Genomic DNA, 19,156 nt, shown 5'->3' on the forward strand with positions numbered 1-19,156 from the left:
TTCTGCGGACCCAGGTGGTCCTCGGCGCGGGGACGGAAACAGCGAGCGAGTCCACCCCGCCGCGGACCGGATAATGCCTGTCCTCCGCGGATTCCACCAGGATGGAAGGAACCCCATGGGGGACACTCAACTGGGCCTCACCGGCCTCCCGGCACGACTGGCGCGCACGGTGGCAGTCGGCACTGTCGCAGCTCTGGTCGCCGCGAGCGTCGCCGCTACGGCAGCCGCGGCCACCGGATCGACGCTCTATGTCGGCGGCGCCGGCTGCTCGGACACGGCATCCGGAGCCGGCGGCATTTCGACGCCGTTCTGCACGATCTCCAAGGCGGTGGCCTCCGCGACGGCCGGCACCACCGTTCTGGTGAACCCCGGAACCTACAACGAGCAGGTCAGTGTTGCCGCTTCCGGCACCAGCGGGGCGCCCATCACCATCCAGTCCGCGACCCGAGGTGCTGCCACGGTCACCGGCGGCGGGCACGGGTTCAACGTCAGTGGGCAGCACTATGTCACCATCGACGGTTTCGTCGTCACCGGCACCAGCGGCGACGGTGTCAACCTCGTGAATTCCGACCACCTGACGATCACCGACAACACCATCACCTACTCCGGGCATCCCGCGCAGGGGCAGACCGCGGCCGGGATGGTGACTTCAGGCGTCACCGCTTCGCAGATCTCAGGGAACCGGGCGGACCACAACTCCGACTACGGGTTCCGTATCGACAGCGGCACCAGCGGGGTCACGATCTCGGGCAATGAGGCGTCGTTCAACGCCGAGGGCTGGCAGCGTAACGCCAACGGCATCGACGTCACCGCATCGGGCAACACCATCACGGACAACGTGCTGCACGACAACGAGGACTCCGGGCTGCAGTTCTATGCCGGCGGGGACAACAACCTCGCCGCGAACAACGTCTCCTACAACAACGGCGACCACGGCATCGACGATCTGAACGTCACCGGAAACACCCTGGTGGGCAACACGGTCTACAACAACTGCACGGACGGCATCAACGTCGAGGGCACCAGCTCCAACTACACCGTGGAGAACAACATCTCCATGGACAACGCGATCAACACCAACTGTGCCCACGGTCCGGCCGGCAAGGACGGCAGGGGGCGCGGCGGCGAGATCGGGATCTACGACACGGCCACCACGGGCACCAAAGTCGACTACAACCTCGTGTACTCCACTTCCGGCGTCGACCAGCTCTATCAGTGGGGCCCGAACTCTTACACCACGCTGGCGGCTTTTCGTTCCGGCTCCGGTCAGGCTGCTCACGATGCGGTGGCCGACCCCGAGTTCGTCAACGCTACCGGTGGCGACTTCCACCTGAGGGAGGGTTCCCCCGCGATCGACTCGGCCGACTCCAGCGTTACCGGCTGGCAGAATACTGACACCGAGGGCGATCGGCGGGTGGACGACCCGAACGTGGCCGACAGCGGCGTCGGACCGCGAGCCTTCGACGACCGCGGGGCGTACGAGTTCCAGCCGGCCGCGAACCCGGTCCTGTCCGCACGGCTCGCCGTGAGCCCCGCGTCGGGCACAGCCCCGCTCGTCGTCACGGTGGATGCTACGGGCTCGTCGGCTGGGGCGAACCCGATCGCGTCCTACACCTTCGACTTCGGCGACGGCACCGCACCGGTCAAGGTCAACGCGCCGGCTACGTCCGTGCAGCACACGTATGCCAAGACCGGTAGCTTCACCGTCGTCCTGACCGTCACAGACTCGACGGGTATGACGGCTACGACGACCGCTGTGGTGGCCGCTACAGCGCCGGTCGCGGCGACCGCACACCTTTCCACCGCTTCGGGGTCCGCGCCACTGGCCGTCACCGCCGACGGAGGTGGGTCCACCGCAGGCAGCGCCGCCATCGCTTCGTACACCTTCGACTTCGGCGACAACACCGGACCGGTCACCGTCAACGCGCCGACCACGTCCACGTCGCACACCTACGCTGTGGGCGGCACATATCCGGTCACGCTGATCGTTACGGACGTGAACGGCCTGGCATCGGCGCCGGTCACCCAGCAGGTGACGGCGTCAAGCAGCGTCGCGCCGACAGCGGTGCTGTCGCTCACGCCGAGCACCGGTACGGCACCGCTGACCGTCGTGGCCGACGGCAGCGGATCCGCAGCCGGAACCGCCGCGATCACCGGATACAGCATCGACTTCGGTGATGGCTCGCCGGTCCAGACGACCAGGACCGCGACCCATGCCTACCAAGCGGGCACCTACACCGTGACGCTGACCGTCACGGCCGCGGACGGCTCGACCTCGCAGGCCACCAAGACCGTCACCGCGGCCCCGGCGACGCAGATCTCGTACATCGGGCGTCCGGCCGCCGAGGCGCTGGTCGTCGCCAACGCCGGCACCACGATCAAGGTCGGTACCGCGACCCGCTCCGGCGACGCGTTGATCGTTTCGATGTATCTGACGAGCACCACGGGCTGCAGCGCAGCGTCCGGCATCGGCGCCAGCGACACCGGGCACAACACATACACCCTGGTCTCAGCTGTCATGGACGCAAGCAATCACTGCACCGCCGTCCTGGCTGCATTCGACACCGCAGCGCTCGCTACGACTGACAGCATCAGCCTGACCTGGCCGAGCGCCAGCAAGCACAATATCTCCGTCGACGAGTTCACAGGAATCGGCGCAGTCGACGCACAGAGCGCCGCCACCGGCCCTGCCGGCGGCACCACCTTCTCCACCCCCGCCGTCACTACCGGAGCAGTCGGCGAGCTGTTGTTCAGCGCCATCGGCACCAACTCCGGAACCGCACCGACCTTCGATGCCGGCGCCGGGTGGAACCAGCTCGCCTCGCTGACGTTGTCGAGCTATCGAGTCACCAGCGCGTACCGGGTGGTGGGGCCGGGAAGCTTCAACGCAGCGGGAGCCACGACCGCCCAGTGGGGAGCTTCTCTGGTCGCGTTCAAATAGAAAACCGACGGTTACCGACCCACTCGGCCGAACCGTCACGACCAGTCTTCTTCTCATCGGGTGGCGGCGACGGCCAGGTTGCGCGAGCCATTCGCGAACCGAACCTGCGCAACGCGTAGCAGCACAGGTCTGGACACCAAGTATGTCAATACCACCGCTCCGGGTGGCGAAGACGCAGCTTTACCGGTCGTCGTAGACGGCGTCGAGGAGTCCGCGCACGAATGCGTCGATATCGGTCAAGCCGGTGGCTGCGAGGGTTTCCGGGCCGGCGACTAGGAGCTGTGGGATCGCGGCTTGCAGCGCGAGCGTCACGACGGCTGCGCGGGCCGGGGTGACCGGCAGGCCGGCTGTGCGCTGCGCCGCCTCGAACGCGGGCAGGCCGGAGGCTGCGATCGGGTCCAGGACGGCGGCAAGCCATGGGCGGCGCAGCGCCTCGGCTTGCAGCTCCAGGTAGGCCTGGAGTCGAGTTCCGGACCGGAGTCTGAACAGCCGCTCGCACCCACGTAGATCGTCGTCGTGACGGCGTGCGCGCTGGCCGCAGCGATGGCCCCAGCCATTGCTGCGGCCAGGAGCGGAGCGGTTGCGCGAGCCGTTCGCCTGCCGAGAGTGCGATGATCGGGACGGCGGCTTGTCCCCACTGGGTCTCCTTCACGTGATGCGGTGCCGGATATGCGGGCGGGTGAAGTGTTCGTCAGCGGTGGAGCACCACGGCGGTCGCCGCCCATTGCGCCGTGGAATTCGTTCCGGTGACCGCGCATTTCCCGCTCTCGGTCACGTAGCGGAACACCGTGGTGAGCCGGTAGGACGACAGCTTGAGCGGCGGCAGCGTCTGCCATCCGTGGGCCAGCACCGGCGGCGGCCCGGAGTTCGTCGCGACGACGGCCAGCAGGAGGTCGCCGGGCTCGCAGGACAGAGGCGTGCTGCTGGTGGTGAACGATCCCGAGTTGTGCTCGTACGTGTTGGGGGCGGCGACGCTGGCCGAGGCGCGAGACAGACCACTGAACGCGTCTATGGCGATGTGGTACTTGCTGGACTGTGGATAGGAGATGATGACGCGGTCGACGGTCTTCAAGGACCGCGCATGGAATGCCGCGTAGATCACGGCACGATGCCAGTAGGCGTCAATGACGTCGCCGACCCTGGTGTAGGTGTTGCCTGCGGTGTCCTTCACCGTCACCGGGCCGTCGGTGGTGGCGGTAAGGCCGAGGGAGACGACTACGACATCTCCTTCCGGCACCTCGTTCACGACCGGTACCTCGATACTGGTGGTGTACATGATCTGCTTGTCGCTGCCGACACGTGTCACGTATCTGACCCCGCCCCCGCCATCGGGCCCCGCTTTCACGACGGCGGGTTCGGGGTCCTCCACGCTGATGGCCTGATCGTGCACAGGGCGTCCGTACAGCGGTTGACCCACTGCAACCCCGGCCACGAAGGCGGCGAGTACGGCCAGGTAGACCCCAACTGGGAGACGGCGCCGGAGCTCGTGGCGCTGGCGACCCGATACCGATGCCGCGCGCCTCTGCGGTGGATCGGCTGTGAGGCGCGGCTCGACCGCTGACGCCCCAGGAAACAGCTGAAGCTCGACCGGGCCTTCCGGGCCGGGTTGCACGGCTGCTAAGGTCTGCTCCCCGTCGCGGTCCAAGAGCGATCGGACAGGTTCCTGCGCGAGTATGCGCTGGTGCAGTAGCTGAAGTTCGGTACCGGGCTCGATGCCGAGTTCCTCAATAAGGTTCCTGCGGAAGTCACGGAAGGCCGCCAGGGCCTCAGCCTGCCGCCCCGCGCCGTAGAGCGCGATCATCAGCTTGGCGTGCAGGGACTCTCGCCAGGGATGCGCAATCGTCAGAGCGCGGAGTTCCTTAACGGCCCCGGTGTAGTTTTGCAGGTTGATGTCCGCGTCGACGCAGAGCTCCCGCACTGTCAGGTGCTCCTGGCGCAGAGCCTCACAGTGCTCTGACTGTAGTCTCGTCGACGCGATGTCGGACAAGGGCTCGCCTCGCCACAGGCTCAGCGCGGTATGGAGCTGGTCCCGAGCATCCTCCCAGGCGCCGACGGCGGCCGCGGTCTGGCCGGCTATGCGCGCCTCGGTGAACCGGCGGATGTCGAGTTCGGCGTCCTCGGAATGGAAGAGGTAGCCGGTGGGCAGCGTGAGCAGGCGCTCGGCGAGCCGGGGACCGAGCAGCTGCCGCATCCGCATCACATGGTTCTGCAGGGCCTGCCGAGGCCGCTCCGGTGGCTCATCATCCCAGATCAGAGCGACAAGTTCCTCAACCGAAACCAGGCGGTCGGCGTGCAGCAGGAGGGCCGCGAGCAGGATCCGCTGGTACGAGGAACGGATCGGGTGTGCGCCGGCCTCGTCGCGGACGGACAGGGGCCCCAGGAGACCGAAGGAAGGGTGATCGTCGGACATTTGTTGCTTTCCCCAAAACAGAGCCGGATCGTCGAGCGGCCGAGAGCCGACACCAGGCGATCAGATTGCGCGGCCGATGAACGGCCCGCCGACAGACGATCAAGGCCGCAGACAGCCGCCCCGTCACCAGCGCGAACACAGTAAACCCAGCCACGCCAGCGCCCTGGCCAGCACGGTCAGCTGGCGTAAGCCCATTGACTCGCCCGACAGTGGTGAATTCGCTTGCTGTCTCAGCGTCGCCGCGCGCGGGATGCGGTGACTAGGTTTTCCGGGCAAGTCCGGGCACCTACAATCTGGCCAAGGTGATCAACAGCGGGGGTGAGGCGGGCATGGTTGATCTTCGGAACGGCATACAGCCGGACCCAGAACAGGCGGGAAGCCTGGCCGAGTTCATCGAGCTCCTCGAACAACTGCGTCGATGGGCCGGCTCGCCGTCGTACCGCACGCTGGCCAAGCGCGTCGGTCCACTGCTGGTGCCGCCTCAGACGGTCTCGCAGTCCACACTCACCGATCTCTTCCAACCCCGACGGCGTCGCTTGAAGCTCGATCTGGTGGTGGCGATCGTCCGTGCATTGGGGCTGGACGCGCCAGCAGTAGCCCGATGGCGGGCCGCATGCGTAGCGCTGCACGCCGACGGCAAGGACAGGGGCTCGGGGCGGGTGCCCCGCCAGTTGCCCGCGGACCTGGCCACGTTCACTGGCCGAGCCTCAGAGCTGCGCGCCATTCTCGGCGCGACCGGCGAAATCCCGGACTGCGGGTCGGTGGTGATTTCGGCAATCGACGGAATGGCCGGGGTCGGCAAGTCCGCCCTGGCCATACGCGCCGCCCACCTGTTGTCAGACCGGTTCCCGGACGGTCAGTTGTTCCTCGACCTGCATGGCTACACCCAGGGCATGGCCCCGCGCGATCCCGCCGGCGCCCTGGACCTCCTCCTGACATCGCTTGGCGTTCCGCCTGGAAAAATACCCGCGGAACTGGATGCCCGGGCCACGTTCTACCGGGAACGCCTGGCCGGCACCAGAACCCTGGTTCTGCTGGACAACGCCGCCACGGAAGCACAGATACGGCCTCTGATTCCAGGAAACAGCGAATGCCTGGTCCTGATCACCAGCCGCAAACGCCTCAAAGGCCTGGACGAGGCCCGTACCGTCGCCTTGGACGTGCTCCCGGAAACCGACGCAGTCGCTGTGCTACGCGCCCTGGTCGAGCCCACCCGCGCACCGGCCGATGACCCGGGGTGGCAGCAGATCGCCCAGTTGTGCGGATGCCTCCCGCTGGCCCTGCGCATCGCCGCGGCCCTGATCCGCCACCGCCCTGCCTGGACGCTGGGGCATCTGGCCGACAAGCTGCGTGCGGCGCCGCTGGACCTGGGCTCGTTCACCGACGGCGAGCGGGACATGTCGGCGATGTTCGACCTGTCGTATCAGAGCCTCGCCGGCGACCAGCAAGACCTGCTGCGCCGCCTGGGCCTGGCTCCCGGGCCCGACATCGACGCCTACGCAGCCGCCGCCTTGCTGGGCACCGCCCCGGCGCGGGCCGAGCGGCTCCTGCAGGGCCTGGTCGACCATCATCTGCTGGCCGAACCGGCCCCGGGCCGGTACCGGATGCACGACCTGGTCCGCGCCTACGCCCACACCCAGGCCATGGCCCTGGACCCCGGGTCCGTGCGCGACCACGCACTCGACTGCCTGCTGCACTACTACGCGCACACCGCCCAGACCGTCTCCCATGCCATCGCCCGCTATCCGCGCCCCGAACCGACCGGACCCAACCCCGCCCACGCGCCCGACCTCGGCGATCCGGACGCCGCCCGTGCCTGGCTGCGCGCCGAACAGCCGAACCTCGACGCCGCCTTCACCCACGCCCACACCCACCGCCTCGACGGCCGTACCGTCGCCCTCGCCGCCGGGCTCGCCGACATCCTCCACACCGACGGCCCCTGGTCCCGCGCCATGGACGTCCACCGCATCGCGGCCGAGACCGCCGAACGCCGGGGCTGGCCCGCCGCCCACGCCACCGCGCTGACCGACCTGGGACGCGTGAGGTACCAGACCGGGAACTACGAAAGCGCCGGTGAACCCCTCATTCGGGCCGTGGAGGTCCAGCGGGACATCGGCAACCGCCTCGGCGAAGCACACGCCCTCACCGACCTGGGACGCGTGCAGATGCAGATCGGGAACTACCTCGGGGCCGTCGACACTCTCACCCGGGCCCTGGAGATTTTCCGCGAGATCGACAGCCGCAACGGCGAAGCCCACGCCCTGTCCGCTCTGGGGCGCGCGCGGTATCAGATCGGGGACCAACCCGGAGCTACGGACGCCCTGACCGGGGCCCTGCGGATCTTCCGCGAGATCGGCAGCCACAGCGGCGAGGCATACGCCCTGACCGCACTCGGGCGGGTACGGCTACAGATCGGGGACTTCTCCGGGGCCGGCGACGTCCTCACCCGGGCCCTGGAGATCTACCGCGACCTCGGCCACCGCGGCGGCGAGGCCCACGCCCTGTTCGAACTGGGACGCGTACAGTTCCTGACCGGGGACCTTCCCAGAGCCGATGACACTCTCACCCGGGCCCTGGATATCTTCCGTGAGACTGGCGGCCGCAACGGCGAGGCCTTCGTCATGGCAGAGCTGGGGCGTGTGCAGTTCCTGACCGGGGACTTCCCCGGAGCCACCGGCACCTTCACCAAGGCTCTGGAGATCTTCCACGAGATCGGTCACCGGAACGGTGAAGCCACGGCCCTGACCGAACTGGGGCGCGTGCGGCTGCAGACCGGGCACCATCCCGGGTCCGTCGACGCCCTCACCCGTGCCCTGGAGATCTACCGCGAAATCGGCAGCCGCAGCGGTGAGGCCTGGGCGACGAACCACTATGCCGCCGCCATATCCGCAACCGGCGACCGCTCCCGGGCCCTGGCCCTCTACCAGCAGGCACTGGCCATGAACCGGGAATTCGACAAACCCGACGACGAAGCAATCTCCCTCGAAGGCATCGCCGACCACCATCTCACAGCCGGTGAAACTCTCCAGGGCACAACACACCTGCGCGAGGCTCTCGAGATATACCAGCGTCTCGGCATGAGCGCGGACGTAACCCGCCTCCAAACTCGCCTTGCTGACTTGCCCAAGAGCCAGCGTTCCTCCCCGTAGCACGACACAAAGCCTGATATGTTGAACCGAAAGTTGATGACTGAGTCCGTCGTTGGGCTCGGCCAGACGGCTGGCTCGCGCGGGTTTCGCCGATTGGTAGAAGTTTCGCCGTCACACATTCCGGTGACTTGGTGCCACGGCGGCATCGTCCGCGGGCGGTGGTCTGGACCGAGGACCTGATCGCGCATTGGAAGGCTACCGGTGAGCGGCCCTCGGTCGCGGTGTGGACGGCGACTCAAACTGCGACGTTCCTGGCCGCGGTCGCAGAGGACCGGATGTATGCGGCCTTCCATCTGATCGCGCTGCGCGGCCTGTGCCGAGGTGAAGCCGCTGGTCTGCGGTGGTGCGATCTGGACCTGGACCGCGGCTTGTGTTTTATCACGCGTCAGGTGCAGCGGCGGGACGGCGAGATTGTGCAGGGTGATCCGAAGACGCCCGACGAGGGTGCGGGCGGTGGCGCTGGATCCGACGACGGTGAAGGTGTTGAAGACGCATCGCCGATGTCAGGACGCGGAATGCCGTGACCGCAGTGTGGTGCCGTCTGAGTTCGTGTTCACTAGGGCCGATGGCCAGCCGCTGGCCTCGGAGTATTTGTACCGACGCTTGGTGAAACTGACCGCTGAGCACGGGTTACCGCCGATCCGGCTGCACGACCTGCGCCATGGCGCGGCGTCGTTGGCGCTGCAGGCCGGCGTGGACCTGAAGGTGGTCTCAGACCAATTGGGGCACTCCTCGATTGTGCTCACCGCTGACACGTATGTGAGCGTGCTGTCGGCGTTGGCGATGAAGGCGGCGGAAGCCACAGCGCGGCTGGTAGCTGAGGCTGGCCGGCGAGCTCCGGGGTCGAAGCATGTGACGAGAAGGAAGCCGAGCCCGCCGGATCCGTCCGGGCGCGGCAAGCATCGACGCGGTTCTCGCCGGCCGATGCCATCTGGCCCGTCCACGTCGATGAAGAGCTCTGGCCGGTCGGAGATCGGCTCGGTAGCGGCGGGGAAAGGTGGCCGCCTGAGACAGCCTGCTGGGACAACCGGAAAAGCGGCGCGTTCGGGGCCGGCTGAAGGCATGCCTGCTGGCGCTGATCAGGCCGGTTTCGAGCAACGCCGACGAAAATGCAGAAGATATGGCACGGGTGTGGTGCCGGTGGGGTGTGTGGGGTTGGTGAGGTGGCCCAGCGGGTGCTCAGGCGTCGCACATAGCGATTGTCATTCACGACTAGGCGGCTAAAGGCCTGGTCAGAAGGTGCCCCCGGCAGGATTCGAACCTGCGACCATCGGATTAGAAGTCGCGTGAAGCGCCGTCTGCGCGGTTCGCGGCTGTTGACCCGCGAAGCGCCGCGCAACCGCGATGGCCACCAGCGCGTGAGGGGCGCAGTGCGCTCACGGAACACCACTGTGCACTGCCTGTGAAGGCGGGCCCTGGATTGCTCCGCGAGGATCGAAATCGTACGGTCTGCCACCAGCGAGGGAGCCTCATGCACAAGCGTCTTGCGGCAGCGGCAAGCGCTGTCGCCGTCTCGGCCAGTCTGCTGTTCATGCTCGCCGTTGTCCCAGCACAAGCGGCCGCCACTTCGGCGAATCCCTGCGGGCACGCGGAACTCATCGGAGAGTACTGCGGCTACTACGCCGGCAGCGACACCATCGCGGAGTGGAGCGGCAACACCGCCGCCGTCATGGAGATTCAGGACCTCATCAATCGGGACACCGACTATCCCAACTGGCTGTCAGTGGACGGCAGCTTCGGGTCCAAGACCTTCACCGCCGTCGAGTGGCTGCAGAGCCACCACCACCTGTGTGGCGGCGTGGACGGCATCGTCGGCTCGTGCACGTGGAGCTACCTCCGCGGCTACACCAACTGACAAGGGATGACATGATTTCTTCTGACAGGAAACTGCCCCGCTGGGCGCTGGCGGCGGTGCTGACGACGACGTCGATCACCGGTCTCGGGCTGGCCGCGGCGGCTCCGGCGTCCGCGGCTCCGGCGTCCCCGGCCGATTACCGCTGCGAGCAGAACGACACCTGGCGCAACGGAAGCCTGTACCTTGACGTCTCCGGCAGCGGAGGCTCCGGCACCCGCGTCGTCACCTGGTACTACAACGGCCATGCCAACCAGCACTGGTGCCTGGAGCGTGCCCGGGAGGGCGGCTGGTACTTCCACCCGTCGTACAACCTGGGCCTGTGCCTGGACGTGCCGTACAGCAACTACACACAGGGCCAGAGTCTGTGGGTCTTCTCCTGCAACGGCACCGGTGCCCAGAGGTTCAGCGTCACCGGCAGCGGTGGCTACTACAACATCGGCACGGAGGATGCACAGTTCTCGGTCAACAGTGATGGCCACGCCGGCGACAGCGTGTACCTCAACCAGCAGGGTGACGCCACAAGCTGGCAGTAGCGCCATTCGGTGGCAGCGCTGTCCGTAAGAGCACTCTGCCGAGCGCCCGCGACTTCCGGTCGAATCAACCCCCGCCGATCAGTCCGCGGTGAGGTGATCCGGCCGGAGGTCCGCGTTCTGCCGGGGTGGATCAGCCGCTCGTCAAGCTGTGCCGAGGCCGGCGATCCCGGTACTCGCTGGGCGTCATGCCGTAGGCGGTCCGGAAGACCCGGGTGAAGCTGGAAGCGCTGGCGAACCCATGCCGGGCGGCGATCGCAGCAACCGGCAGCCCCGGATCCAGCAAGTCGCGGCAGGACAGTTCCAGACGCCGTTCCCTGACGTAGGCGTGGACCGTGATGCCCTGTGACTCGAAGATCCGGTGCAGATAGCGGACCGAGATGTGGTGGGCCGCGGCGATCCGGCGCGGGCCCAGCCACGGATCGGCGATGTGATGTTCGACGTAGCGATAGATGCGGCCGATCAACGCCTGCGTCCGGGATTCCGACGGCAGTTGCCGCTCGGTCCCCAAGCTGCGGGCCAGGAACACCGAGGTCAGGTCCTGAACGGCGCCGGCCAGCCGGGGGCCGTCTGCCGGCTGCCAGCCGGCCGCGTGGTCGACGAGCCCCTGCAGATACGACCTGAGCACGGCGGCGGCGGCGTCGTTCGCCGGGAGACGCCGGCCGAGCAGGCGATCCAGGCCGTTGAGCCGAATCGAGGCGCGCGGCACCATCGTGACGATCATTTCGGCATCCCCGGTCGTCGCGGCGGCGTAAGGACGGGAAGTGTCGTAGACCACGATGTCGCCTCGCCTCGCCAGGGCTTCCGCACCCCCTGCGCGGGCGATCCCGAAGGTGCCTCCGAGCACGGTGGCGATCACGAGACATTCGGGATCGGACCGCCTGATCAGCGCGGCAGTGCGCCCGGAGCGAACCGGGGTGAGGGCCACCGCGTTGACCTCGACGTCGGCGACGGCCACCTGTGTCGCCGACATCCGGAACCGGTCCGGTTCATCGCAGGTGAGACGTGACGGCGCGTAGCTGTGATTCACCAGCTCGCGGTACCAGCCGAAGCGCTCGTCGAACGGCAGACCGTCCGTGGACAGTGTGATCATCGGTCCCCCGACCCCGTGCTCCGACCCGCCGTGCGAGAACGTTGTATCCCATACAACCATATCTGGGCATCCAGCGGAGCAAACCTCCGGCTGCCACAGCATGACCGTACCCGCTGACGACAGCCGTCGGACCGACCCGCGGGAGCGCGCCGGCCCGACGTCGTGTCTCAGCGGGCGAAGTCCGCCACGATCACCCGAGCTTCCACTGCTGGCTGCTCTGGTCGTTGCAGGTCCACAGCTCCACCAGGGCGCCGCTGGCCGTACTGGCTCCGGTCACGTCCAGGCGGAGTCCGGACTGGACCCCGGTGACTGTGCCGTTGCTGTTCACGTCGATGCCAAGCAGCGCCCCGTGAATCGCGACATCATCCTTGAATCCGGAGTCCACCCAGGCCTTGGTCGCCGTCGGTGCCGCGACGGCGACCTTGTCCAGCAGCCGCGGGTGGGGCCGGCCGCCCTGGGAAGGGAACCCAGGGCGGCCGACAGCGAACTGCTCGGTATCAGTTGCCGATCAGCGCAGGTCGTCCATGATCCACTGATTCACCTCAGTCGAGGCCTGCGCGGCTGCCGTGTCGTAATCGAAGTGCGGTCCGAACGTGGGGTCCACATTCTTGTTCGGAATGGTGAACGGTATGTGCAGCGGGCCCAGATTCAGCATCTTGTCCCGCATCCCCTGACAGACGATGTCTCCGTGGTTGCAGTAGGACATGATGTGCTTGCTCTCCTCGGGGCTGTACGCCGGTCGCTTGCCCCGCCCGCCATGGGCATAGTCCGCGTAGTCACTGCGGCCTCCTTGGGAGTCCTGGTTGAACTTCGGGTCGCCGAACAACGCCATGCCGAGCACGCCGCTCTTCTCCCCTGTGGACAGCTTCTGGTACACGTCCGCGGTCACCTCGGCGCCCTGGCTGTAGCCGGCCAGGATGATCTTGGCGTTCGGGTGGTCGCGTTCCTCGATGGCGATCTCATTGCTCAGCCACGCCTCGCCCAGAGCCACGGATGTGGAGTAGGGGCCGGGAGTGCGGGTAGCCGCCCCGATCCCGGCCGGGCCCAGGACCGCGACCGCCGGATACGGGTTGGCCATGTAGAGCACGTTCGACAGGCCGGCCGCGGCCAGCTGGTTCCTCAGGTCGTCGACGAAGACTCCCACGGGCTGGCCGTAGCCTGACTTGCCCTCCCCGGAGCCCCGGGTCCCGATCACGATGTACTGCGGTGAGCTCGGGCTGCCGGTGTCCTGGCTGCTCTTGCCGGGGGTGTCCGACGAGCCGCCGGAAGCCACGGGTGTGTTCATCGCCGGGTCGTTCCACCAGTCGTCGCACCCGCAGCCCGCTCCGTCGCCGTTGTCGGAGACCGGGCCGAACGCGCCGCCGGCGTCGCCCTCGTACATCAGCCCGCTGGGATCACTCCCCGTGGTCGGCGTGTTGTCGGCGTAGGAGTACCCCGTCATCGACTGCGGATCGAGCATGTCGAGCCGGGGGTCGACGCTGATGAACCTGCCGATGGTGGGGTCGTACTCGCGGGCGCCGACGTCGACCAGCCCGGTCCCGGTGCTGACCGGCATGTTCAGGAAACCGTGGCCGTCCGGCCACGCCCCGCCGGTGACCGTGCCTCGCGGGTTGCCATAGGGGTCCGTGGACCGCCGGGTCACGGCCAGCGTGGTGGTGTTCACCGCGAGCTGCTGGGTGCCGTGCTGGTCGCCGACCAGGTACTGGGTCCCGGCTGTGGTGCCGTCGGAGACGGCGATCAGCAGGCTGCCGAGGGAGTAGTACCGCTTGGTGGATACGGTCCCGGTCAGGCCGTCCCGGGTCACCTCCTGGCCGGGCAGGTCCAGCGTCGTGGAGCTGGGGTCGCGGCGTACGAGTTCGGCGCCGTCAGCGTTGTCGATCCAGGTGGTGGTGCCCGCCGGCGTCGTGGCGGTCGCCGCCTTGCCCTCCTCGTTCCAGGTCAGCGTCTGGTTCCCGCCCGGCAGGCTCCGGGCGACGGTGTTGCCGGCGGCGTCGTACTGGTAGCCGGTCGGGCCGCCGGGCCCGCCGGTGGTGCCGGCCAGGCTGTGCCCGCCGGCGGCGTTGTTGTAGGTGTAAGCGGTGGTCCGGTCGGTGCTCTGGCCGCCGGGGACCGCGTAGGAGGTCTGCGACGTCCGGTCGCCGGAGCCGTCGAAGGACCACGCGGACCAGTACGGGGCCGGGCCCCCGACCGCTGTCGCGCCAGCCGTCGCAGGGTTCCGCGAACAGTCGGCCGTCGCGCTGGTCCAGGCCTGGTTCAGGTGGCCGAGCGCGTCGTAGCCGTAGCACTGGTCGTCCACCGGCGAACCGTTCGGGCCCTGCGTGTCCTTGACGGATGTGACCTGGCCGTCGGGGCTGTAGGTGTACGAGGTGTCGTCGGCCTGCGCGGTCGCGGTCTGGACGCTCAGGTTCACGTCCGTCGGGGTCAGCGTCTGGACGTCGTAGGTGTACGACAGCCAGGCGTTGTTCGTCGATCCGCCGTAGGTCACCAGTGCCGACTGCCCGTAGCCGCTGAGCGACTGGGAGGCGGTCACCGACGTGCCCTTCACCCCGACAGCGTGGCCGAGGCTGTCGTAGCTGGTGCTGATCATCTCGCCGGGCATGCCGGCGATCGGTGCCGGGGTGGTGGTCAGCAGCAGACCGGTGGAGCTGTAGCCGAAGGCGGTCGTGTACCGGCCGGCCATCCCGGTCTCGCCGGCCGGCACGACGGTCAGCTGGCCCTGGGCGTTGCCCTGGCCGTCATAGCCGGTCGTCCCGGTGACGTACGCACCGCTGCTCGTGTACCGGACCTCGTTGGTCAGCCGGCCCGCCTGCAGCGTGTCGTACAGCCAGGAAGCGAGCTTCGGGCCGCTGGTCGATCCGGAGTACTCGGCCGTCTTGCGGCCCAGCGCGTCGTAGGAGTACGCCAGGGTCTGGCCCCGGGCGTCGGTGGTGGACAACAGCTCGCCGATGTCGTTGTACGTCCAGCTCGCCGTACCGTTGTCCGGGGTCTGCTGCGCAGTCCGCCGGCCCAGCAGGTCAGTGGTGAACGTCCAGGTCGACCCGCCGGACACCACCTTCGCGAGGTGCCCCAGCGCGTCGTTCGTGTACTGCGTCGCGGTGGAGGTGCCGCCGCTGACGACGCTGCCGGTGACGGTCGGCGCGCTGGTGTACTGGTCCAGTTCCACGACGCGGCCCCGGGAGTCGTCGATCTTGGTCGAGACGGTGCCGCCGGTGGGCGGGAACGTCGTGACCCGGTCGCCGCCGTAGACCGTCCTCGTGGTCTGGGTCACGACACCGTCCCGGGACCGGGACGTCCCGACGATCCGCCCGCTGCCGTCGAAGGTGTTCACGGTCCGGTCGTCGACGGCGCTCGCCGCCACCTGCTGCACGGTGGTGCCGGGCAGCGCGGCGATCAGGGTGTGATTGTCGGTGGCCGTCGTCCAGCCGTGGCCGTCGTAGAAGGTGTCGGTGATCTGCGAGCCGCCGTTCTCGGCCGCGGTCTGGGTCTGGACCTTGCGTCCCAGCGCGTCGTACAGCGTCACCGTCGGCACGTAGCTCGTCCCGGTGCCGTAGTCGACCAGGTCGTTCTCGGTCACCGCGTCTGGGCTCTGAGCCCGGACCAGATAGCTGTAAGTGGTGTTCGGGGTGTCCTGGCCCTGGGTGCGGCCGGGCTTCCAGACCTGCGTGATCCGGCCCAGCGGGTCGAAGGTCGCGCTGCTGACGTGCCCGGCGACGTCGGTGCTCGACGTGGTGGTGCCCCGGGCGGGGTCGATCACCGTCGTCCGGTGCTGCCTCAGGGCGTTGGTCTCCACGATGCCGGTGAGCACGCCGCCGTCGGCCGGGGTGTAAGCCTTCGACGTCACGTTGCCCAGCGCGTCGGTGGTGGCCAGGACCCGGCCCGAGGCGTCGTAGGTGCTGGTTGTGTCGGTGAACCAGCCCGACGTGTTGAGCCTGTCGGTCCGCGTCAGGCTGCCGGGACCGGGCAGCGAGCCCAGCGTGCCCGAGCCGTCGTAGAAGTTCCGGGCGTCGGCCCGCACCGGGGTCTGCGCCGTACCGGTCGGCGGGCAGGCCTGCGTGCTGGTGATGGTCTCGGCGACATGGTCCCGGATCCACGCCGTGGTGTTGTCCGCGTAGGACGTCTCGGTGCACAGCTCCGGGACGCCGTCGCCGGTCGCGTCGGCACTGACGACCCGGCCCGCCGAGTCGTAGGTGCTAATCGTGCTGGTCGAGTGCGTGCCGCCGGCCGCCAGGTCGGTCACGGCGGTCTGCTTGGTCGTCTTCACGATCGTCGCGGTCAGCGCCGGCAGCCCCGTGCGGGCGCGGGTGGCGGTCGTGGCGATGATCGAGGGGGTGGTGATGGTCCGGGTCAGGCGCGCGCCGCCGTCGCCGTTGTCCGCGGTCGTCTCGAAGACCTGGCCGGCCAGGGCGTTGTCGTCGTTGACGACCTCGCCCAAGGAGTCGGTGAGGGTGGCGCTGCGGGTGCCGTTGTTCGGCAGGGTGTCGCCGTTCATGCCGCGGAAGTACGTTGTCACGTTGTCGGTGAGCGTCTCGCCGGCCGACGTGTCACCGGTCTTGACGTCCACCTCGCCGTACCCGCGGAACTGGCCCCAGGTGCGGTCGGAGGGCTTGACGAGCTCGTTGTCGTCATGGTGCCAGGCGGGGTTGCCGACATAGACGTACGCGGTCTTCTTCGGCGGGGTCAGGCCGCTCGGGTCGAGCCCGTCGACTTCGGTCGTCATGTACTTGTCGAAGTAGTCGAAGACGGGGGAGTAGAAGGATGGGGGAGTCCAGTACGTCGGCATGCACTGGGAGGTGTTCTGCGACGGGTCGGACGGGATGGTGCTCGTCGAGCACTTGGTGCTGTACGTGATGTTCACGATCGAGCCGGTGTCGGTGGTCACCGAGGTGAGGCGCCAGTGCGGCATCGATGGCAGGCTGTTGTAGCCCGGGGCCCGGTTCACCATCGCCAGCCCGTAGAACTGGGTGGGCAGCAGGCTGAGCGCGGTGCCGTCGCCGTCGTAGCCAGTCCGGGTCACCGAGTTCATCCACAGTTCGGGATCGGCGTCGGTGGGGAATGTCTGGCCCAGGTCGTAGGAGTCGACCTTGGTGTAACCGCCGGAACCGTTCGCATACTGCGTCGTGATGTCCGTCAGCCGCTTGGTGCTCCAGAAGGTCGGGGAGTGCGTGTTGCACACCGCGCCGCTGTCGCACTTCTGGTCCACCGGCACGTCCGGCCACTTCGCGGAGTTGGCTGTGGTCATCTGCGCGGGGTCGCAGGAGAACGAGGACGTCGGCAGGCACCGCTCGGCGAGGGTGAACGTCACCTGGTCGGGTGCGGCCGAGCCGTACACTGTTCCGTTCTCGTCCCGCAGACCGTAGTCGATGCGGTTCAGATATCCGCCTCGTATATAGCCGACACCGGTCGTGGAACCATTTGCTCCGTAGTAATTCGACTCTGTCGAGTAGTAGTACATCGTCGCGTTGCCGTGGACGTCTTCGACGAAATCGAGATTCCAGCGCCACGCCTGCGTGCAGGACGACGCCGAGAATCCCGACGCCGAATAACAGGGATCCCCGGAATGCCCGCCGTAAACCGGGGCGGTCCAGGCCGAGTTCGTGGCTCCGGCACCGGGGCCGCCGTTCCGCCCGAAGAAGTACTGGGTGCCGTCCGGGGTGGTGACCTTGAAGTACTCGCCGTTCCGCGCGCCGTTCGAAGCGCCGGTGAGCATCTCCACCCGGTCTCCGGCGTCCGACTGCTCGTGCAGAGTGTGCGTGGCGTCGTCGTAGACCAACGGGATCGAGCGGCCGTTCAGGTTCAGCATGAGGAGCTGGCCGGCCCAGCACAGGTCCCCGGTCTGCGACGCGGTCGGCAGATCGGTGAGGCTGGAACAGGGACGGTAGGTCCGCTCGACGTAACCCGGCGTGTAGTCCCAGCCCTCACCGATCCAGGAGGACTGGTTGTTGGTCGCGCCGGTACGGCCGTCGACCTGATCGGAGGAGTAGTCCAGGGCGATGTTCGGGGCCGAGCCCGAGGCCGACGGGGGCAGCGCGATCGGGTAGGTGTAGTCGAAGCCGCCGGTGTTGCCGGCCACGGACCAGGTGCCGGTCGGGGCCAGTGAGGTGGCGGTGAAGCTGCCGCTGGAGCCGGAGCTGCCGGCCGTCGCGGCCAGCACCGTCGTCGCCTCCGCTGTCGAGGCGGCTCCGCTCGGGGCCGTGGCCTTCGGTGTGGCCGGGTCCAGCCGTGCGGTGAGAGTGTGCCGCACCGGGTCGTTCTCCGCGCCCGGGATCGGCGTCTGGACCTGGCAGGCGGCGATCGTCGGCGTGGTCAGCGCGCAGGCCGGCAGCCGCACCAGGCGCAGCCGGTCGCCGAAGCCGGCGCCGACCGCGTCCCGGAACGTCGAGTAGTCGACCGTGGCCTCCAGGCCGCCGGCCGCGCCGGCCTGGTTCGGGGTGAGCGAGAACATGACCCCTGACACCCCGGCCTTCGCGGCCGTCGCCTGGTCGTGCAGTTCGAGGTGCACGGTCGGCGCGGCGCCGCCGGCGGTGGTCGCGGTGGCGGCGGCGTGAGGGGCCGTCGCGTGCACCGTGATGGGCAGCGTGGACGCCGCGGTCGAGGTGGTGGCCGAGGTGGTGGCCGAGGTGGTGGCCGAGGTGGCGGCGCCGGACAGCAGCGGGACGTCGGCGGCGGCCGGGGCGGGCCAAGCCGCCGCCCGGGGACCGCCGCCGGGCTGGCCGCCCTTGATCAGGGCCGCACGGTGGTCCTGGGGGACGAAGGGGGTCGCGGCCGCGCGGTGTTCGGGCGGTGGTTCGGGCCGCGTCACATGGCCGGCGGCCGCGCGGGCGGGAATGTACGGACTCACGGCGAACGCGAGCACGGCGGCGACGCCGGCCGCGGCTGCCCGCGAGCGTCGGGAACGAGAAAGTGCCACGAGACTTCCTGACCTTGAGGTATTGGGAAAGACGTCATTCGACGTGCGGCACGGCGGATGCTAACGGCGGCCGTTTCGGCCGGGCAACGCACCGAAAGGTGCGCGTGCCACCCGTTTCCGACACCTTTCCGACGTGCGGTTGGCGCATTGTTGGAGCCCGGTTGGTGAATTTCATCGTTCCGTGATCCGGATACTCGCCCGCTGCGGTTAGCCTGAGCCGCCGACTGCTCCTCGGCTTCGCGCTTTATCAAACCATTGAGGAACCAGACGA

The 19,156-nt window shown here is 68.3% G+C and carries 9 protein-coding genes and 2 pseudogenes; 6 read left to right on the forward strand and 5 right to left on the reverse strand.

Annotated elements, in window-relative coordinates; translation table 11 throughout:
- Window positions 1-115: 115 nt before the first annotated feature.
- A complete protein-coding gene (locus tag ABD466_RS08835; protein WP_344656471.1) occupies window positions 116-2,941 on the forward strand; it encodes a PKD domain-containing protein in 2,826 nt (941 codons plus the stop codon).
- A gap of 180 nt (window positions 2,942-3,121) precedes the next feature.
- On the opposite strand, the pseudogene ABD466_RS08840 reads toward ABD466_RS08835, so the two are convergent.
- Together ABD466_RS08840 and ABD466_RS08845 are read right to left on the reverse strand one after the other, a co-directional pair.
- Window positions 3,122-3,406 (reverse strand): annotated as a pseudogene (locus ABD466_RS08840) (TetR/AcrR family transcriptional regulator); the annotation flags it as partial.
- A 226-nt stretch (window positions 3,407-3,632) separates the two neighbouring features.
- Complete coding sequence (locus ABD466_RS08845; protein WP_344656472.1) at window positions 3,633-5,351, reverse strand: AfsR/SARP family transcriptional regulator; 1,719 nt, start codon at window positions 5,349-5,351, stop codon at window positions 3,633-3,635.
- 329 nt (window positions 5,352-5,680) lie between these two features.
- Between ABD466_RS08845 and ABD466_RS08850 the strand changes: the two genes are divergently transcribed.
- The 5 genes from ABD466_RS08850 to ABD466_RS08870 all read left to right on the forward strand — a co-directional run bounded on the left by ABD466_RS08850 (window position 5,681) and on the right by ABD466_RS08870 (window position 10,888).
- Complete coding sequence (locus ABD466_RS08850) at window positions 5,681-8,500, forward strand: tetratricopeptide repeat protein (protein ID WP_344656473.1); 2,820 nt, start codon at window positions 5,681-5,683, stop codon at window positions 8,498-8,500.
- 158 nt (window positions 8,501-8,658) lie between these two features.
- On the forward strand, window positions 8,659-9,024 hold the full coding sequence (locus ABD466_RS08855) for a site-specific integrase (RefSeq protein ID WP_344656474.1): 366 nt from the start codon (window positions 8,659-8,661) through the stop codon (window positions 9,022-9,024).
- Window positions 8,981-9,724, forward strand: coding sequence for a tyrosine-type recombinase/integrase (locus tag ABD466_RS08860; RefSeq protein WP_344656528.1), 744 nt, complete (start codon window positions 8,981-8,983; stop codon window positions 9,722-9,724). Before ABD466_RS08855 ends, ABD466_RS08860 begins: the two co-directional genes overlap by 44 nt.
- Window positions 9,725-9,971: 247 nt before the next feature.
- Window positions 9,972-10,355 carry a peptidoglycan-binding domain-containing protein gene (locus tag ABD466_RS08865; RefSeq protein ID WP_344656475.1) on the forward strand — a complete coding sequence of 128 codons (384 nt, stop codon included), beginning with the start codon at window positions 9,972-9,974 and terminating at the stop codon, window positions 10,353-10,355.
- 11 nt (window positions 10,356-10,366) lie between these two features.
- Window positions 10,367-10,888 carry an RICIN domain-containing protein gene (locus ABD466_RS08870; RefSeq protein WP_344656476.1) on the forward strand — a complete coding sequence of 174 codons (522 nt, stop codon included), beginning with the start codon at window positions 10,367-10,369 and terminating at the stop codon, window positions 10,886-10,888.
- A 130-nt stretch (window positions 10,889-11,018) separates the two neighbouring features.
- Here ABD466_RS08870 and ABD466_RS08875 read toward each other — a convergent pair whose 3' ends face one another.
- From ABD466_RS08875 to ABD466_RS08885, 3 genes and pseudogenes are all read right to left on the reverse strand, one after another.
- A complete protein-coding gene (locus tag ABD466_RS08875) occupies window positions 11,019-12,080 on the reverse strand; it encodes a helix-turn-helix domain-containing protein (RefSeq protein ID WP_344656477.1) in 1,062 nt (353 codons plus the stop codon).
- 88 nt (window positions 12,081-12,168) lie between these two features.
- A pseudogene (locus ABD466_RS08880) lies at window positions 12,169-12,306 on the reverse strand (RICIN domain-containing protein); the annotation flags it as partial.
- A gap of 180 nt (window positions 12,307-12,486) precedes the next feature.
- Window positions 12,487-18,885: a cutinase family protein gene (locus ABD466_RS08885; RefSeq protein ID WP_344656478.1), complete on the reverse strand. Its 6,399-nt coding sequence runs from the start codon at window positions 18,883-18,885 to the stop codon at window positions 12,487-12,489.
- Window positions 18,886-19,156: the final 271 nt, after the last annotated feature.

This window comes from Catenulispora subtropica, assembly GCF_039531675.1.
In the GTDB taxonomy this organism is placed as follows: domain Bacteria; phylum Actinomycetota; class Actinomycetes; order Streptomycetales; family Catenulisporaceae; genus Catenulispora; species Catenulispora subtropica.

Coding starts and splice junctions, on each gene's coding strand:
- ABD466_RS08850 (WP_344656473.1), top strand. CDS start 5,681: ATGGTTGATCTTCGGAACGGCATACAGCCGGACCCAGAACAGGCGGGA.
- ABD466_RS08870 (WP_344656476.1), top strand. CDS start 10,367: ATGATTTCTTCTGACAGGAAACTGCCCCGCTGGGCGCTGGCGGCGGTG.
- ABD466_RS08875 (WP_344656477.1), bottom strand. CDS start 12,080: ATGCTGTGGCAGCCGGAGGTTTGCTCCGCTGGATGCCCAGATATGGTT.
- ABD466_RS08835 (WP_344656471.1), top strand. CDS start 116: ATGGGGGACACTCAACTGGGCCTCACCGGCCTCCCGGCACGACTGGCG.
- ABD466_RS08845 (WP_344656472.1), bottom strand. CDS start 5,351: ATGTCCGACGATCACCCTTCCTTCGGTCTCCTGGGGCCCCTGTCCGTC.
- ABD466_RS08865 (WP_344656475.1), top strand. CDS start 9,972: ATGCACAAGCGTCTTGCGGCAGCGGCAAGCGCTGTCGCCGTCTCGGCC.